The following is a 17432-nucleotide window of genomic DNA, read 5'->3' as shown; positions in this document are numbered from 1 at the left end:
AAGATTGCCACATACCTATCCAAGCAGGGATAGATATGTGGGAGCCTTTTTCTGTATCTAAAATACAATAAGCATCTAAAGAAACAAAAAAGCTTGTAGAAAAAACATCGTTTTCTCTACAAGCTGACTGATTCCATAATGGAATCAGTTTTTTGTTTATCTTGGCTGTGAGGAAAGCTGGAAGCTAAACGTGACATGGTCTTGAACCGGAATCCACGCGCCGATTCCCTGTGACGTGACATTTTTCACAACAAGTTTTCGTTTATTGCCTTTGAGCACTAAATAGACTTCTCCGTAAGTCACTTTCCCTTTTTCATTCACAGCCGGAGCATATGCGTTTAAATAACCGAGTTTTTTCGGAGCGACTTTATAAATTTGATCTCGTTTTGTTCCCGCTCCGATGACCGTTTCAAATGCAAGCGGAAGATTTGTTTTTTTCATCGCCTTCAGCATCATCATGCTTTTGACATCTTCCGTGTTTGGAACTTTTGCTGTCAGGCCGCCCGTTACTCTATATTGCTGCTCTTGGTCATAATGCATTTCAGCCGTTTGTTTTCCGCCGCGGTTATCCGCGCGGTTTGTATTGATTTTTTTATATTCCCAGTTGGCGACTGTTTCATTCGATTCATATCCAAGCGCCCATTTCCCGAGAAATATTGTGGCCCGGTAGCCGACCGCAAGCGGTGTGCCAGAGACCGTAGACTCGTTCAGCATTTTGATGAGGTGCGGATTTTCGATCTGTACCTCTGATGAACTCAGCAGCTCCTTAGCCAGCTTGCTCGGCTGAAGCATCGGCTGATCCTGTGAAGCATTCGGATACGTGTTTTCCTTCGAAATGCTTGCTACAGAATTCGGCACCTTAAACTGCTTCTTCGCGTGGATGGGCTGAACGCCGAAAAAACTAAAGAATAACAACACAATAAGTGTGGAATGAAATAGCTTTTTCATCATATCACTCTTTCTATCGCATTTTCCCTTAGTCTTTTCATCCCGCTTTGTTGTTATCCATCATTTTTTCAGGTTAAAGAAGGAAAAAACCGATCGCCATAATGACATAAGCCGCTAGCAGCGTGGCACCTTCAAACCAGTTGGAATCACCATCATTCGAAATGGCAATCATCAAGAGAACGGAAGATACCATCGCGACAAGCTCCGGCAGTGTAAACACAAGCGGCATGCTTACCGGGAAAAAGATGGAACAGATCACAAGAACAGGCGCGACAAACATAGCAATCTGCAGCGTCGAACCGACTGCGATCTCCACCGCAATATCCATTTTATTTTTATAGGCCATAATGATGGCTGACGCGTGTTCCGCCGCATTACCGACAATCGCAACGATGATGACCCCGATAAACAGCTCGCTCCAGCCGAACTGTTCAGCAACCGAGTGGAATGTGTGCACCAGGTTTTCGGATATGTACGCCACGACAATTGTTGCTGCAAACAAAACAATCGTGGCAACCTTCCCTGACCATTCCGGCTGCTCCTCTTCCTCAGGCTGGACAGCATTGTTCGGCTGATATACACCGCGGTGCGTGACAAGCTTAAAGTACAGAGCCGCCACATATAACAGAATCAAAATGATGCTGATCCCGATGCTTAAATTAAGCTTGCTTGTATCCCCCATTCCAACCGAAAACACCTCAGGAATTACGAAAGCCACAATAATGGCGAAAATCAAAAGCCCTGAATTATGGCGTGCATCATGGATATTAAACTCCTGCCGCTTGTATTTTAAACCGCCGACAAAAAACGATAAGCCCGCAACCAGCAGGAGATTTCCCAGCACTGAACCTGTTAAAGAGGCAAGCACGATTCCTGTAAGGCCTTCCTTTAATGCAAATAGCGAAATAATCAGCTCAACCGCATTCCCGAAGGTGGCGTTCAACAGACCGCCGATCCGCGGCCCGGCAATAATGGACAGCGATTCTGTCGCTCTTCCCATATAGCTTGCCAGAGCAATAATTGTTACACAATAGACTGCAAAGAGAATGGCAGAAGGCCAATGCATCAAACTGCCGATAACAGAAAGCGGAACACCAGCCGCCACTAATATAAAAAAGATACGATTCATAGTGAATTGACTCCTTTTGTATGACTTGTTTTATTTTTATTCTTCACAAAAATCATCATGATTACACGAGGTCAAATGTTTGCGCGCGATATAGGCTTTTTTCAGGTTGCCGGCTTTTGGAAATCGGTGTACGATCAACATAGATCTCACAAAGGAGAACAGACACGATGTCACGAATGCATTTTTTTATCCTGGTTTTGCTCGTTTCCATATCCGGGTTTTCACAAGGCATGCTGCTGCCCGTCATCTCGATTATCTTTGAAACAAATGGTGAATCAGCGGCGATTAACGGCCTGCATGCGACTGGACTCTACATCGGAGTGCTATTGGCTTCTCCGTTTATGGAGGCCCCGCTTAGAAAACTGGGCTTCAAACCGCTGATCGTCATTGGCGGAAGCATCGTCATTTTAAGCTTGTTCGGGTTCCTTTGGCTTCAGTCGGTTTGGATGTGGTTCCTGCTTCGTCTTTTCATCGGGATCGGCGACCATATGCTTCACTTTTCTACGCAAACGTGGGTGACCTCCATGTCGTCAAAGGAAAACCGCGGGAGAAATCTTTCCATTTACGGACTCTCCTTTGGCCTTGGTTTTGCTGCGGGCCCGTTTATGGTCCCGTTTGTTAAGCTGAGTCCGTCACTGCCTTTTATCGTGTCAGGCTGCATCAGTTTGCTTGCGTGGCTCTTTGTTTTCTTGCTACAAAATGCATACCCGGAAACCAGCCCTCACGAAACCAAATCTGACAATAGTTTCAGACGCTTTTACCAGGCTATGCTGTTTGCATGGGTGGCGTTTATGCCTACGTTCGGTTACGGATTTCTGGAGACTGCATTAAACGGCAGCTTTCCTGTGTATGCGCTGCGTCTTGGTTTATCTGTGGACGCCGTCGCTTTGATTCTTCCTGCATTTGCGATCGGAAGCATTATTTTTCAATTCCCGCTCGGCATTCTCAGCGATAAATACGGAAGACGGAATGTGCTGCTTGTGATTTTGCTGACGGGGGCCTTCTGCTTTCTCATTGCTGGCGTGTTCCCTTTTCCTTACGTGATTGGCTGCTGCTTCTTTATTGCGGGCATGGCAGTCGGGTCAACCTTTACACTCGGCATCAGCTTTATGACAGACCTTCTTCCGTCCCACCTGCTTCCGGCGGGGAATTTGCTTTGCGGCATTTCATTCAGTCTCGGCAGCATTTTCGGGCCGATTGCAGGCGGCTGGTATATGCAAACCTTCGAAAGCGCTAACTTGTTTTATTTGATTACCCTCATTCTGGCCGCTGTCTGGCTCGCTATCGCTTTAGGCAAACCAAAAAGCTGGCCAGCTGCTGAGACCTATTCTTCCTCTTCATAAGAAAAAGCCTCCTGACACAAAGTCAGGAGGCTTTTGTTCTAATGATAGCCGTTTTGTCCGTTGGCACTTCCGCTTGTTTTATGACTCGATTTGCTCTTTGAATTCTGTTTGTTATGGCTTCCGCCTTTTTTCGTATGCTTTGTCATCACGTTTTGCCCCCCGGATCATTTTTGAACTGAAGTTCCTTTATAGGGTGCGCTAATTGTAGGGATTTTCATCAGGAAGCTTTTTACGTTTATGTAAAAGCGCGTTGATTTCTCCCCCTAAAATAATTAAAATCCCGCTTAAGTAAAACCAGATCATCAGGACGATGATCCCCCCAATGCTTCCGTATGTGGCGCTATAGTTCGCAAATGTACTGACGTAAAACGAAAACAGGGTGCTGACGACAATCCAGCCGATGGCCGCAAACAGCGCACCCGGCATGACAAAGCGAAGCGACAGCTTTTTGTTAGGCGCGATGACGTACAAAGCGGAAAAAACAATCAGCAGCACAAGCGGGCTGACTCCCCAGCGAATCGCTGTCCAGATGGATAAAAACAGGTCCGAAGCGCCGACAAAGTCCGCAGCAAGCATTCCGATCTGCCGGCCGAATACCGGCAGAAGCAAGGCAACTAAAATGGTAAACACCATGGCGATCGTCAGAAAAATTGAGGTTAGACGTACAATGATAAAAGAGCGGTTTTCCTCCACTTCATACGCGTGGTTTAACGATCTGACGATGGCATTCATTCCATTAGACGCAGACCATAACGCCGCGATGATCCCGAATGACAACAATCCGCCGTTTCGGTCATTTAATGTTTGGTGGGTAATGGATTCAACGAGGGACATCGCACTTCCGGGAGCGTATTGTTTTACAACCCCCAGCACGTCATCTGTAGAAATCGGAAGATACGCGGTGAGCGTCAGCATAAAAATCAAAAACGGAAACAGCGATAACAGAAAAAAATACGCCAGCTCCGCAGATTTGCTTTGCCCCTCATGAAGGGTGTATCTGCCGAACAGCTCTTTCAGAAAGTTCATGTCGTCTCACCTCGAATGTTTGATCATTTATCTTTTGTAAAATGTTCCTTTGTTTCCTGTACCAGCTCCATCACTTTCGGCGTTGTTTTCTTCAGCTCTTTGACTTGCTGATTAACAAAGCCGACTTCATCTGACAGCGTCTGGGCCAGCTGTTTTGCTTCATCAATTTTTGTAATGACATTATTTTTCAATAGTTCAGGATTGTTTTTGTACAGAGACATTTTATGCTTGCACGTCATCCATCTCATGCCGCAGGCCTGTCTCGTCGGCTTATGGAGCAAGGATAGCGCCGCGCCTGCCGCAGCTCCGAGAATGACACCTTTCAGCAACCAGCGTTCATTGTTCATGATGAACTCTCCTTTCCCTCACAATTGTTTTTCTTCTTGAATGGCTGCAAGCAGATGCTCACAGCCTGATCTGATCAATTGATAGACCTCGTCAAAGTTCCCAGTGTAGTAAGGGTCGGGAACGTCCGCAAGATCTGAATCATCAACGAAGTCAAGCAGCCTCTTGATCTTTGCGGCTTTTTTAAAACCCGCCATGCTTCTCAGGCTTCCGATATTTTCTGTATCCATCGCAATGATGTAATCAAAATCGGTTAAATCCTGTTCGCGCACCTGGCGCGCCAGCATGCCTTCAAAGCTGATTCCTTCTCTGTGCAATATCTCCTGCGTTCCTTCATGCGGAGGATTGCCGACGTGCCAGCCGCCGATGCCGGCTGAGTCTGTTCTGATTTTCCCCTCTAATCCTTTTTTCGCTGCCAAGTCCCGAAATATCGCTTCCGCCATCGGAGACCGGCAAATGTTCCCCAAGCAAACAAATAACACGCTGATCATGTTGTGCAACCTCCCTATTCTTTGCCCATATTTCTCTAAAAAGAAACCTTTACCGCTATCTTATTAGGATGTTCAATCACTTTTCAACTGATGTCACCACTTTTTTGAAATAAATGGCCGAAATGAGAATAGGGTTTTTTTCTGATGGAATTCTGTTAGAATAAAACATACCAAATGACGCGAAAGAAAGGATGGAATCATTTGTCCAGCCAAAATACAGAAACATTAACTCAAATGATTGAAGAGATTTCACAAAAACTGAACATGCTGAATGTCGGGGTTATCAAAGCGGAAGACTTCAGCGACGAAAAAATAGAGGACCTCACCTACCTTCATAAAATGGTGATGAAAAAAGAAGCATTCAGCCCGAGCGAAATGCAGGCGATCGCTCAAGAACTTGCATCACTTCGAAAATAAAGGGGCTTGCCGGCATCCGGCAAGTCTTTTTTCTTATTGATGAAGATGATTCTTTTTGCTTTCGTTTATTAGGGAGCCGGAAAGACGCGGCAGCAAGGCGCCGGGCTTCCTGAGGCCGGCGAATACAGCAAATGGCCGAATAAGATTTTGAAGGAGTACTAGAATGAAAACGAAATACGTCAAAACAGCATCCGGAATGTACATCAACTACTTCTTGCTCGGAATGGTCAATATCATTCTCGCATCCAACATGTCCTCCTTAACGAAGCAGTGGAATACCGACCCGACAGGCATCAGTTATGTGATTGCGGCTATCGGATTCGGCAAGCTGCTGACATACGGAATATCTGGCGTTTTATCAGATAAAATAGGCAGAAAACCGCTCATTGTGGCTTCCGCCGGAATGATGGCTGTCTTTTTAATCGGTATTCCATTATCACCGAGTTATGAACTTGCGTTTGTGTTTGCTTTATTAGCCGGAGTCGCAAATTCGGCCATGGACGCAGGAACATATCCGGCTTTAACGGAGCTCTTCCCAACTGCTCCCAGCTCGGCGAATGTCTTGGTAAAAGCTTTTATGTCTCTCGGGGCCGCTCTTTTGCCGCTCCTGATTACAGTTTTGGCAGACCATAGCCTATTCTACGGATATGCATTTTATCTGCCGGCAGCTGTCTATGTGCTGAACATCCTCTGCTTATCAGCTGTTTCGCTGCCAAAAAAACAGAAACAACCCATCAACACCGGGCAACAGGGATCTCCTGCTTTCTTATCTGAACCCGACATGAAGAAAGAAGGCGCCGCGCTGATTATCATTGGTTTTACATCAACGGCTTTATTCACAGTCTCTCAAATCTGGCTTCCAAGCTTCGCCCAAAAGGCTGCAGGGTTAGCTGAATCAGCTTCCGTACAATTGCTGAGCTACTATAGCATAGGCGCTTTGGTATCTGTTTTATTATTAGCCCTTCTGCTGAACAGATGGGTAAAACCGGTGATGATTACACTGCTGTATCCGATTATTACATTATGTACGCTTGCCGTTATGCTGACAGTTCACGTCCCAGCGGTACTGGACATCACAGCCTTTTTCTTAGGATTTTCAACCGCGGGTGTGTTTCAAATTACCGTTACATTAATGACAGAGCTTTTCTGGAACCGCAAAGGCACTGTCACCGGAATTGTTGCGACAGCTTCAAGTATTGCGTCGATTCTGCTGCCGATTGCCACCGGGCTCATCGCAAAAGCGGGAGGCATAGCCCATATCTTTATGTTCGACTTCGGCATTGCCGTCATCGGAACAGCCTCTGCTGCCTTTTTGTATTACAGATACAATAAACTGACCGCAGGTTCCAAGCTATCATGAAAAAACGGACGTCCCCGCAGGGCGTCCGTTTTTGTTATTTTTCAAGCAGTGCCAAAGATTCGCGGTTAAATGCAGGAATGTCATCCGGCGTGCGGCTGGTGACCAATTGATTTTGGCAAACCACGACTTCCTGGTCAACGACATCGGCCCCCGCGTATTCCATATCTACACGAATGGACGTATAGCCTGTCGCTTTTCTGCCTTCCAGCGCTTTAGCAGTAATCAGCAGCTGCGGACCGTGACAAATCGCAAATACCGGCTTTTTGTCCGTCATAAACGCTTTTGTAAACTGGACGAAACGCTCATCGGCACGAAGCTGGTCAGGTGAAAAACCTCCCGGAATTAATAGCGCGTCAAAGTCGGAAGGGTTTACGTCATCAATGGACGCATCGACTGTGACTTGCGCATTTCCCTGCTTGCCTTTTACGGTTTTCCCTTTTTCATTTTCAATAACGGTCAGCTCATGCCCCGCTTCTTTAAATGCTTTTGCTGGTTCAGTATACTCGCTGTCTTCGAAATAATCTGTCAGCACAACTGCGATTTTTTTACCCATGATTGATAACCTCCCCCTTAATATGTCTACATAAAACACTCTACCCCAGCCACAATATAATAAACATTTTGCAGAGCTGACATACGATAAGCATAATGACCCAATTCACATCACCCAAAGATGATACATAATACTTATTTTTCTCCCTTTTACAATAATCATAAAGAAACATCTACAAATGCTTACAAAATATTCTTACAATAGAACCAGTAACACAAATTTCGTTGAAAGGTGGAGAACTGGTGAGAATACAGAAAAGACGAAAAGACGTCAGTAACATTCTCCGTATTCTGCTGCCCCCAATTATGATACTTAGCCTAATCCTCCCAACACCGCCCGTTCATGCAGAAGAAAACACGGCTCCTCAAGTGAATCTCAGTATTTTGGCTACAACTGATATTCATGCCAACATGATGGATTACGATTACTACAGCGACAAAGAAACGACAGAATTCGGGCTTGCCAGAACGGCACAGCTGATCCAAAAGCACCGCGAGGAGAACCCAAACACCCTTCTCGTGGATAATGGTGACTTGATTCAAGGAAATCCGCTGGGCGAATACGCAGTGAAATACGAAAAAGACAACATTATCTCCGGTGCAAAAACCCACCCGATTATCAGCGTCATGAACGCGCTGAAGTATGACGCAGGAACACTTGGCAATCATGAATTCAATTACGGGCTCGACTTTCTTGACGGCACGATCAAAGGAGCCGATTTCCCGATTGTAAACGCCAATGTTAAAACAACTGGCGGCGAACACCGTTATACGCCGTATGTTATTAACGAGAAAACAGTCACAGATGAAAACGGAAACGAACAGAAGGTCAAAGTAGGCTACATAGGCTTTGTCCCGCCGCAAATCATGACCTGGGACAAAAAGAATCTCGAAGGACAGATTCAGGTGCAGGATATCGTCGAATCTGCCAATGAAACGATTCCGAAAATGAAGGCAGAAGGCGCGGATGTCATTATTGCCCTTGCCCATACCGGTATTGAAAAGCAGGCGCAATCGTCAGGTGCAGAAAACGCCGTTTTTGACCTGGCCACGAAAACAAAGGGCATTGATGCGATTGTCTCGGGCCATCAGCACGGACTCTTCCCTTCCGCAGAATATGCGGGTGCCGCTCAGTTCGATGTTGAAAAAGGAACCATTAACGGCATTCCGGCCGTCATGCCAAGCAGCTGGGGCAAATACTTAGGCGTCATTGACCTCAAGCTTGAAAAAACAGACGGCTCGTGGAAGGTCGCAGATTCCAAGGGCAGCATCGAATCAATTTCCGGCAGCGTCACATCCAGAAACGAAGCCGTCACAAAAGCCATTCAGCAAACACATCAAAACACGCTGGAATATGTCAGAAAGCCTGTCGGAAAAACAGAAGCCGACATTAACAGCTTCTTTGCACAAGTCAAGGACGACCCTTCTATTCAAATTGTGACAGATGCGCAAAAATGGTACGCGGAAAACGAAATGAAGGATACCGAGTATAAGGATCTTCCGATTTTGTCAGCAGGCGCGCCGTTTAAAGCCGGCGGCAGAAACGGAGCCAATTACTATACAAACATTCCGGCCGGGGATCTTGCGATTAAAAACGTCGGAGACTTGTATCTGTATGATAATACCCTCCAGATCGTGAAGCTGACCGGCAGCGAGGTGAAGGACTGGCTCGACATGTCAGCTGGCCAATTTAATCATATCGATCCGTCAAAAGGCGGCGATCAGGCCTTGCTGAATGAGAATTTCCGCTCCTACAACTTTGACGTGATTGACGGCGTCACCTATCAGGTCGATGTCACAAAACCTGCTAAATACAACGAAAACGGAAAAGTGATTAACGCGGATTCAAGCCGGATCATCAACCTTTCCTATGAAGGCAAACCGATCAGCCCGAGCCAGGAATTTCTCGTAGTCACGAACAATTACCGCGCCTCCGGCGGCGGCGGTTTCCCTCATCTGACGAGTGATAAGATTGTCCACGGCTCCGCAGTTGAAAACAGACAGGTACTGATGGATTACATTATTGAACAGAAAACATTAAATCCAAAAGCCGATAACAACTGGTCGATTGCACCGGTTTCCGGCACGAATTTGACGTTTGAATCTTCGCTTTTAGCTAAGCCTTTTGCGGACAAAGCCGATGATGTGGCTTATGTGAGACATTCTTCAAATGAAGGCTATGGCGTGTACAAGCTTCAATTTGACGACGATTCAGATACCGATCCTCCTGAAGGCGGATTATGGGATCTTACCGTCATGCATACAAATGATACGCACGCGCACCTTGATGACGCAGCCAGACGAATGACGAAAATCAGCGAAGTAAGAAGCGAAACAGACCACAACATCCTGCTTGACGCGGGAGATGTGTTTTCCGGCGACCTGTATTTCACGAAATGGAACGGTTTAGCCGACCTGAAACTGATGAACATGATGGGCTATGACGCCATGACCTTCGGAAACCACGAATTTGATAAAGGTCCGTCTGTGCTTTCTGATTTTCTCAGCGGGAACAGCACAACTGTCGATCCGGCGAATCGCTATCACTTTGAAGCGCCTGATTTCCCAATCGTCAGCGCGAATGTGGATGTATCCAATGAACCTAAGCTGAAATCATTTGTCAAAAAGCCGCAGACCTTTACTGCGGGAGAAAAGAAAGAGCCGGGCATCCATCCGTACATTCTGTTAGACGTTGACGGCGAGAAAGTGGCCGTGTTCGGACTGACAACAGAAGACACAGCCACAACATCAAGCCCGGGCAAAAGCATTGTATTTAACGACGCATTTAAAACTGCGCAGAACACCGTGAAAACGATTCAGGAAGAAGAAAAAGCAAACAAAATTATCGCGCTCACCCACATTGGGCATAACCGCGATCTTGAGCTAGCCAAAAAAGTGAAAGGCATTGACTTGATCATCGGCGGACACACCCACACTCTCGTGGACAAAATGGAGGTCGTGGAAAACGACGAACCGACTATCGTGGCACAGGCAAAAGAATACGGCCAATTCTTAGGGCGTGTCGATGTCGCGTTTGATGATGACGGCGTCGTTCAAACTGACAAATCAAATCTAAGCGTACTGCCGATTGATGAGAATACTGAAGAAAACGCGGGAGCAAAAAAAGAGCTCAACAAGTTCAAAAAAGAATTAGAGGACGTCAAAAATGAAAAAGTCGGCTACACGGATGTAGCCCTTGACGGCCAGCGTGAGCATGTGCGCACGAAGGAAACCAATCTCGGGAACTTCATCGCGGACGGCATGCTTGCAAAAGCGAAAGAAGCAGCCGGCGCCAGAATAGCGATAACAAATGGCGGCGGCATCAGAGCAGGCATTGATAAAGGCGATATCACTCTCGGCGAAGTACTGAACGTGATGCCGTTCGGCAACACGCTTTACGTGGCTGATTTGACCGGAAAACAAATCAAAGAAGCTCTTGAACAAGGATTAAGCAATGTGGAGAACGGAGGCGGGGCCTTCCCTCAGGTGGCTGGAATTGAATATACCTTTACATTAAACAACGAACCTGGACACCGTGTTTTAGACGTGAAAATCGAATCGCCTAACGGAGACAAAGTTGATCTGAATACAGATGATACCTACCGCGTCGCAACAAATCATTTTGTCGGCGGCGGTGGAGACGGATACTCTGTCTTTACGGAAGCTTCTCATGGTGAAGACCTCGGCTACGTCGATTATGAGATTTTCACCGAGCAGCTGAAAAAGCTTGGTGACAAGGTCTCTCCTAAAATGGAAGGACGGATCAAAGAAGTATTCCTGCCGACAAAGCAGAAGGATGGCAGCTGGACACTCGATGAAGACAAATTTGCGATTTATGCCAAAAACGCCAACAAGCCGTTTGTCTATTATGAAACGTCTGAAGGATCACAAGAGAAACCAATCAATCTAAAAATGAAAAAAGACCAGGTCAAGCTATTGAAGGATAGAGAATTAGATCCTTCCCTGACGGTGTTCAACTACTGGTACAGCATGAAGCTTCCAATGGCGAATATCAAAACCGCGAACACTGAAATCGGAATCAAATCTAAGGGAGAATTAAACGTCTCCCTATCAAATGTATATGACTTTACAGTGAAGCAAAAAGGAAAAGAAGTGAAATCATTCAAGGAACCGGTTGAGCTATCGCTTCGGATGTTTGATATTGAAGAAGCTCACAACCCTGCCATTTACCATGTCGACTGGAAAAAGAAAACTTTTACAAAGACAGAAAAGGGATCAGTTGACGATGATATTGTAACAGGATACACAAACCACTTCAGCGAATACACGATCTTAAATTCCGGTGCTCACGATAAACCGCCGGCGTTCCCGTCCGATCAGCCGACAGGCGGCGGTGACGACGGCAAGAATGGCGGAGGGTCCGACAATCCAGGCGGAAAGCAGCCGAATGACGGCAAAGGCGGCGATCAAACACCTCCCGGCACTGAACCAACAAATGGATCGGGCGGATCGGGAACCGATGGACCGGCTGGCGGCTTGCTTCCTGACACAGCCACCTCCATGTATTCCATCCTGCTGGCAGGATTTCTGATCAGCGCACTCGGAACAGCATTATATTTGCATCAGCGAAGAAAACAGAACAGAGCGAATCAAGCATAAAAAGAAAGCTGCTCGTTATCGAGCAGCTTTCGTTTTTATACCCACTTCACAACATCTTCAACTGCAGATCTTGTTTTCGGACGAGGGTCTCGCACACGGTAGCCGAACGCCACCATAACAGAAATATCAAAGCTTCCGTTTTCCAGAAGGCCTTCTTCTTCAAGAATGCGATGAATTTCATCATATTGGAAGCCTTCCACAGGGCAGGAATCAACGCCGATTTGCGCAGCGGCTGTCATCATGTTGCCAAGCGCAATATAGGTTTGTTTGGATGCCCAGTCAAACAGGGTTCTGTCGCTTTCAAGCAAATGCAAATCGTGTTTCTGGAACTCCTCTGTTTTGCTGAGATAGCCTTCATACACGTCTTGCGGCATTTGTTTTACTTCTTTTAAATGACGTTTGATGTAGTCCGCATTATATTTGATATCCTTCGCTGTACGCGCCAGAATCAGGACGAAATGGCTTGCTGTCGGAAGCTGCTTTTGCGCTCCCCATGTGTATTCGCGAAGCTTTTCACGGAATTCGGGATTTTGGACAACAACGAATTTCCAAGGCTCAAGGCCGAGTGAACTTGGAGACAGTCTTCCTGTTTCTAAAATAAATTCAAAATCGCTGTCTGATACTTTTTTATTCGGGTCAAATTCCTTTGTCGCATGTCTGAAATTGTATGCGTCCAGAATTTGTTTCTTTACATCTGCCATGTTAAGCACCTCTCCTTTTGGTTACTCTCACTTCTATTGTAGCCATTCTCATAAAAAGTAAAAGTACGCACATTTTTGTATGATAGTATCAATTTTGATACCAAGAGAAAAAAGCGCTCTGCCGCAGGCAGGCGCTCTTTATTTTCCCCGTCGCGCAAAATCGACAAACCTGAATTTGTCCAGACGGTGTCTGCTTTCCGTATATTGAAAGAGACTTGTATCCTCTAAAAAGACATAGTTTCTCACAACCACCATATGGTCATAGCCTCGTAAATCAAGCAATTCCCTGTCCTCATCCGTACACGGCTCGGCCACAATTTCTTTCTGCGCGTAACTAATCGAAAGACCAAGCTCTCCTTCAATATATTCATAAATGGAGTTTTCGCAAATTTCTTTCGTCAGGTGAGGCACATGCTTTCTGAAAAAGTAGTCCTTGTCCAAAATGACATGCTCCCCGTCAATCTTTCTTGACCTGATCACTTCCCATATGTCATCATCCGGCTGTGCCCGAAGCTGTTTTTGGATCAGATCTGACGGGGGCACCAGCCCGAATTTGTGAACGGCTGTTTTCGTTTCTTTCCCCAAAGTTTGCGCCAGTTCCTTGAAGCTGACAAGCCCAGAGACCGGAAACTGCATTTTTTCACGGTTGAGAATCACGGAGCCTTTCCCCCTGATTTTCTGGATATATCCATTTTGAGCCAGCATGTGAAGCGCCTTTCGAACCGTTTCTCTTGATGTGCCGTACTGTGCGGTCAATTCATGTTCAGACGGAAGAATCTCCTCCGCCTTCCATCGGCCGTCTTCAATTTGCTGTGCGATGTCTTTATAGATTGTGATAAATTTATTCACCTTCATTTATGACCACCCAGCTTAGTTTAGCACGGTTTTGTTAAATGATAAACAATGGACTCATACGGGCGGAGCGTCATATCCTTCAGTTCTTCTCTCTCTTCATCGTTTGTCAGAAGCACCTCTGCCTTCCACTCGCCGGGCTTCAGTGTGTCCGGCAGTGTAAAGGCTGCCTCCGTCCCGTAAAAATTATTGATGACGAGCAGCTTCTCATTTTCGCCATGTCTCATATACGCAAAAACGTTCGGATCATCCTTTGCGATCAGTTCATACGTTCCCTCTGTGACAATGTCATAGGTTTTTCGGATCTGGATCAGCTTCCGGTAGTGATAAAAGACCGAGTGTTTGTCCTTCAGCGCCGCCTCGGCATTGATCTCCCGGTAATTGCCGGCGGCCGGTATCCATGGCGTGCCTGTTGTAAATCCGGCATTCTGCGTATCATCCCACTGGACGGGTGTTCTGGAATTGTCACGGGATTTTTCCTGTAAAATGGCTAAAATCTCTTTCTCCGCCATGCCTTTTTTCTTGAAGGCGTGATACATGTTCAGCGACTCAACATCCCGATAGGAGCTGATGCCCGTAAACCTCGGATTCGTCATGCCGAGCTCTTCACCCTGATAAATATAAGGCGTGCCCTGCATCATATGAATGGCCGTCGCAAGCATTTTTGCCGATTTCACCCGATATGGACCGTCATTTCCATATCTCGATACAATGCGCGGCTGATCGTGATTGCACCAGAACAAAGCGTTCCAGCCCCCTCCCGCCTGCATCTCCGTCTGCCAAACGGATAAGATCTCCTTCAGCTTCAGAAAATCGAACGGAGCCAAGGCCCATTTTTCTCCGTTTGGATAATCGACCTTGAGATGATGGAAGTTAAACGTCATATCAAGCTCTTCATTGCCGGGATTTGTATATCGGATGCAATGGTCAATCGATGTAGAAGACATCTCACCGACCGTCATGCTGTCATAATGTGAAAACACCTTTTCGTTCATTTCATGCAGAAATTCATGCACCCGCGGCCCGTCAGTGTAAAAGGTACGGCCATCGTCGCCGTCTTCCGCATTCGGAAAGCGCTGGTCTTTTGAAATCAGATTAATGACATCAAGCCTGAAGCCATCAATTCCTTTTTCAAACCAAAAATGCATCATCTCATAGACATGCTTTCTGACCTCTTCATTTTCCCAATTCAAATCAGCCTGTGTGACATCAAACAGGTGCAGATAATATTGGCCTGAGGCTTCGTCAAGCTTCCATGCCGAGCCGCCGAATTTCGATTCCCAGTTTGTCGGGGCTGTGCCGTCTTCGTTCTGGTTTTTCCATATATAAAAATCACGGTATGGGCTGTCTTTTGAAGAAATCGCCTCTCTAAACCATTTGTGCTCAGTTGACGTATGATTGACCACAAGATCCATGACGACTTTTAAGCCTCTTTTGTGCGCTTCAGCTAATAAGCGTTCAAAATCTTCCATTGTGCCGTACTCTTGATAAATCGTGTAGTAATCCCGAATATCATACCCATTATCATGCTGCGGCGAGTCGTAAATCGGCGTTAGCCAAAGAACATCAATCTGAAGCGTTTTTAAGTAATCAAGCTTTTCAATAATTCCATTCAAATCGCCAATGCCGTTTCCCGTCGTATCTTTAAAGCTTTTCGGATAAATTTGATAAACCACGGCTTTTTTCCACCATGGTGTTTGTTCTGTTTTCATCTGTCTCCACCACCGTCTTTTTTAATGAAAATGGGAAAAAGGGACCGTCAAAAACACGTCCCGCTCCCCTTTGTTATTTACGTTTCAGTCGCGCATAAGCGTATGTTCCGGCAAACGGAACAATCAAGACAATCGCCATCCCGATTGCGAATGCACCCCAGTACTGGCTCATAATCGAGAAAATGCCGGGCACGCCGCCAACACCGACGGAGCTAGCCAAAACGCCTTGAGATGAGATATACATCCCGGCCAGCCCTGAGCTGATCATCGCAATGATAAACGGAAATCTGTAGCGAAGGTTCACCCCGAATATGGCAGGCTCTGTAATGCCCAGATAAGCGGAAATGCCTGATGTTAAGGAAAGGCCTTTTTGTTTCTCATCCTTTACGATAAACATCATCGCCAGCGCCGCTGACCCTTGAGCGATATTTGACAGCGCCAGCATCGGCCATAAAAAAGTGCCTCCAAGCTTAGAGCCGATCAGCTGCAGATCAACTGCCAAAAACGTATGATGCATTCCGGTAATCACCAGCGCCGAGTATAAGCCGCCGTACAGCAGCCCGCCCAGCGCGGCAAATGAGCCGAACACCGAGATAAGCCCCGAAGTTAACACATTCCCGATCGCAAATGTGACCGGTCCGATAATGATAAAGGATGCAAAGCCTGTCACGAGCAGCGTAATCGGCGCGACGACTAAAAGCTGTATCCCCTCGGGTGTCCGTTTCGTCAAAAACAATTCAATCTTGGCGAGCAAATACGAAGCGAGCAAAATCGGGAGCACCTGCCCCTGATAGCCGACCTTCTGCACCTCAAGGCCGAAAAGATTCCATACAGGGATCTCTCCGCTTTGTTCCGCGGCGCCATACCCCCACGCATTCAGTAAATCAGGATGCACAAGCATAACGCCGAGCACAATGCCGAGGAGCGGATTGCCGCCAAACCGCTTCACCGCCGACCAGCCGATCAGCGCTGGCAGGAACGTAAAGGCCGTGCCTGCGATTAAATTGATCATATTGGCGAGATCCGCCCACTGCGGGTACACCTGCACAATCGATTTTGTACTGAAGAAAATCCCCTGCGCCGTTAAGATATTGTTGATCCCCATTAAGAGACCCGCCGTGACAATCGCCGGCAAAATCGGAATAAAGATATCTGCAAGCGTTTTCACAGCACGCTGCAAAGGATTCATATTTTTTTCTGAGGCCTTCTTCACGTCATCCTTTGTTGACTCGCCAATCCCCGTTTCCTTGACCAGTTCCGCATATACTTTGTTGACTGTTCCCTGGCCGATCACAACCTGAAACTGCCCGTTTGTCGAAAACGATCCCTTTACAACATCGATTTGATCCAGCACCTCTTGGTCAACCTTGCTTTCATCTATTAACGCGAAGCGTAAACGTGTTACACAATGAGTTACCGCTGCAATATTTTCAGCACCGCCGACTGCTTCAACAATTCGCCGTGCTGATCTGTTCAGTTCCCCCATGCCAACCCCTCCGTTTGATAACTTGTATATACAACTTATGTTTATATTGTATTCCTGTATATACATGTAGTCAACAACTTTTTATAGCGCTTTCATACTATTCGTAAAGTCATAGAATGGCTTAACAGAAAGGTTACTCTAAAAAGCTAGCAAATGTTTTGAGAGGTGAACCCTATGAATAAACACGAGAATGCCCTGCAAGTTCCTCCGTGAGCTCGAGGCCAACAAGGAAGGGCCGATTTCTCCTATCTCAGGGAAAACACTATTAACAGAAAGCTGCTCAGAGATATCATGTTTAGAGGGTTTGACTTCGGAAATAGACTATGCGGATTTGTTGTATATATCGAAGGAATCGTAAAATCTGAATCTATTCAGGATCACGCCCTCCTTCCTTTTTGCGGCATCTGAAGGATGAAATAGAGAAGACGAGGAATCTCTGCCAATAAGCTG

At 46.4% G+C, this 17432-nt stretch carries 14 protein-coding genes; 4 read left to right on the top strand and 10 right to left on the bottom strand.

What is annotated here, in order from left to right:
* Window positions 1-156: 156 nt before the first annotated feature.
* Window positions 157-951, bottom strand: coding sequence for a YfkD famly protein (locus WA325_RS17830; protein ID WP_082687919.1), 795 nt, complete (start codon window positions 949-951; stop codon window positions 157-159).
* A 70-nt stretch (window positions 952-1021) separates the two neighbouring features.
* The gene (cax, locus tag WA325_RS17825) at window positions 1022-2077 is read right to left on the bottom strand and encodes a calcium/proton exchanger (protein ID WP_024120588.1); all 1056 of its coding nucleotides are present in this window, start codon (window positions 2075-2077) and stop codon (window positions 1022-1024) included.
* Between the two features lie 167 nt (window positions 2078-2244).
* Between cax and WA325_RS17820 the strand changes: the two genes are divergently transcribed.
* Complete coding sequence (locus WA325_RS17820) at window positions 2245-3420, top strand: MFS transporter (RefSeq protein WP_322013100.1); 1176 nt, start codon at window positions 2245-2247, stop codon at window positions 3418-3420.
* 198 nt (window positions 3421-3618) lie between these two features.
* On the opposite strand, the gene WA325_RS17815 is transcribed toward WA325_RS17820, so the two are convergent.
* The 3 genes from WA325_RS17815 to WA325_RS17805 are packed head-to-tail and all read right to left on the bottom strand — an operon-like array spanning window position 3619 to window position 5282.
* Window positions 3619-4446, bottom strand: a complete 828-nt coding sequence (locus WA325_RS17815; RefSeq protein WP_024120586.1) for a YihY family inner membrane protein — start codon at window positions 4444-4446, stop codon at window positions 3619-3621.
* A gap of 23 nt (window positions 4447-4469) precedes the next feature.
* Complete coding sequence (locus WA325_RS17810; protein WP_024120585.1) at window positions 4470-4793, bottom strand: hypothetical protein; 324 nt, start codon at window positions 4791-4793, stop codon at window positions 4470-4472.
* Window positions 4794-4811: 18 nt separating this feature from the next.
* Entirely contained in the window at window positions 4812-5282 is a 471-nt protein-coding gene (locus WA325_RS17805; protein WP_326325598.1) for a low molecular weight protein-tyrosine-phosphatase, read from the bottom strand.
* A gap of 201 nt (window positions 5283-5483) precedes the next feature.
* Between WA325_RS17805 and WA325_RS17800 the strand changes: the two genes are divergently transcribed.
* Both WA325_RS17800 and WA325_RS17795 read left to right on the top strand, forming a co-directional pair.
* Complete coding sequence (locus WA325_RS17800; RefSeq protein WP_010333391.1) at window positions 5484-5699, top strand: DUF1128 domain-containing protein; 216 nt, start codon at window positions 5484-5486, stop codon at window positions 5697-5699.
* Window positions 5700-5862: 163 nt separating this feature from the next.
* Complete coding sequence (locus WA325_RS17795; RefSeq protein WP_326325596.1) at window positions 5863-7059, top strand: MFS transporter; 1197 nt, start codon at window positions 5863-5865, stop codon at window positions 7057-7059.
* A gap of 34 nt (window positions 7060-7093) precedes the next feature.
* Here the strand turns inward: WA325_RS17795 and WA325_RS17790 are convergent, their stop codons facing one another.
* Window positions 7094-7612: a type 1 glutamine amidotransferase domain-containing protein gene (locus tag WA325_RS17790; RefSeq protein WP_059336024.1), complete on the bottom strand. Its 519-nt coding sequence runs from the start codon at window positions 7610-7612 to the stop codon at window positions 7094-7096.
* A gap of 242 nt (window positions 7613-7854) precedes the next feature.
* Between WA325_RS17790 and WA325_RS17785 the strand changes: the two genes are divergently transcribed.
* Complete coding sequence (locus tag WA325_RS17785; protein ID WP_336184029.1) at window positions 7855-12231, top strand: multifunctional 2',3'-cyclic-nucleotide 2'-phosphodiesterase/3'-nucleotidase/5'-nucleotidase; 4377 nt, start codon at window positions 7855-7857, stop codon at window positions 12229-12231.
* Window positions 12232-12266: 35 nt separating this feature from the next.
* Here WA325_RS17785 and WA325_RS17780 read toward each other — a convergent pair whose 3' ends face one another.
* The 4 genes from WA325_RS17780 to treP form a co-directional block, all read right to left on the bottom strand.
* Window positions 12267-12932: an NAD(P)H-dependent oxidoreductase gene (locus tag WA325_RS17780; RefSeq protein WP_044163631.1), complete on the bottom strand. Its 666-nt coding sequence runs from the start codon at window positions 12930-12932 to the stop codon at window positions 12267-12269.
* A gap of 138 nt (window positions 12933-13070) precedes the next feature.
* The gene (treR, locus tag WA325_RS17775) at window positions 13071-13787 is read right to left on the bottom strand and encodes a trehalose operon repressor (RefSeq protein WP_024120578.1); all 717 of its coding nucleotides are present in this window, start codon (window positions 13785-13787) and stop codon (window positions 13071-13073) included.
* A 20-nt stretch (window positions 13788-13807) separates the two neighbouring features.
* Window positions 13808-15496, bottom strand: a complete 1689-nt coding sequence (gene treC / locus WA325_RS17770) for an alpha,alpha-phosphotrehalase (RefSeq protein WP_336184028.1) — start codon at window positions 15494-15496, stop codon at window positions 13808-13810.
* 73 nt (window positions 15497-15569) lie between these two features.
* Window positions 15570-16982 (bottom strand): PTS system trehalose-specific EIIBC component, encoded by a 1413-nt coding sequence (treP, locus tag WA325_RS17765; protein WP_336184027.1) that lies wholly within the window; start codon window positions 16980-16982, stop codon window positions 15570-15572.
* Between the last annotated feature and the right edge of the window lie 450 nt (window positions 16983-17432).

The sequence above is a fragment of the Bacillus sp. 205(2023) genome (genome assembly GCF_037027485.1).
In the GTDB taxonomy this organism is placed as follows: Bacteria; Bacillota; Bacilli; order Bacillales; family Bacillaceae; genus Bacillus; species Bacillus halotolerans.
This window is presented reverse-complemented; position numbering and strand designations above follow the sequence as displayed.

Bases quoted from the DNA above. Each gene is read 5' to 3' on its own strand.
- WA325_RS17830 (WP_082687919.1), bottom strand. From the start codon at position 951: ATGATGAAAAAGCTATTTCATTCCACACTTATTGTGTTGTTATTCTTT.
- cax (WP_024120588.1), bottom strand. From the start codon at position 2,077: ATGAATCGTATCTTTTTTATATTAGTGGCGGCTGGTGTTCCGCTTTCT.
- WA325_RS17820 (WP_322013100.1), top strand. From the start codon at position 2,245: ATGTCACGAATGCATTTTTTTATCCTGGTTTTGCTCGTTTCCATATCC.
- WA325_RS17815 (WP_024120586.1), bottom strand. From the start codon at position 4,446: ATGAACTTTCTGAAAGAGCTGTTCGGCAGATACACCCTTCATGAGGGG.
- WA325_RS17810 (WP_024120585.1), bottom strand. From the start codon at position 4,793: ATGAACAATGAACGCTGGTTGCTGAAAGGTGTCATTCTCGGAGCTGCG.
- WA325_RS17805 (WP_326325598.1), bottom strand. From the start codon at position 5,282: ATGATCAGCGTGTTATTTGTTTGCTTGGGGAACATTTGCCGGTCTCCG.
- WA325_RS17795 (WP_326325596.1), top strand. From the start codon at position 5,863: ATGAAAACGAAATACGTCAAAACAGCATCCGGAATGTACATCAACTAC.
- WA325_RS17790 (WP_059336024.1), bottom strand. From the start codon at position 7,612: ATGGGTAAAAAAATCGCAGTTGTGCTGACAGATTATTTCGAAGACAGC.
- WA325_RS17780 (WP_044163631.1), bottom strand. From the start codon at position 12,932: ATGGCAGATGTAAAGAAACAAATTCTGGACGCATACAATTTCAGACAT.
- treR (WP_024120578.1), bottom strand. From the start codon at position 13,787: ATGAAGGTGAATAAATTTATCACAATCTATAAAGACATCGCACAGCAA.
- treC (WP_336184028.1), bottom strand. From the start codon at position 15,496: ATGAAAACAGAACAAACACCATGGTGGAAAAAAGCCGTGGTTTATCAA.
- treP (WP_336184027.1), bottom strand. From the start codon at position 16,982: ATGGGGGAACTGAACAGATCAGCACGGCGAATTGTTGAAGCAGTCGGC.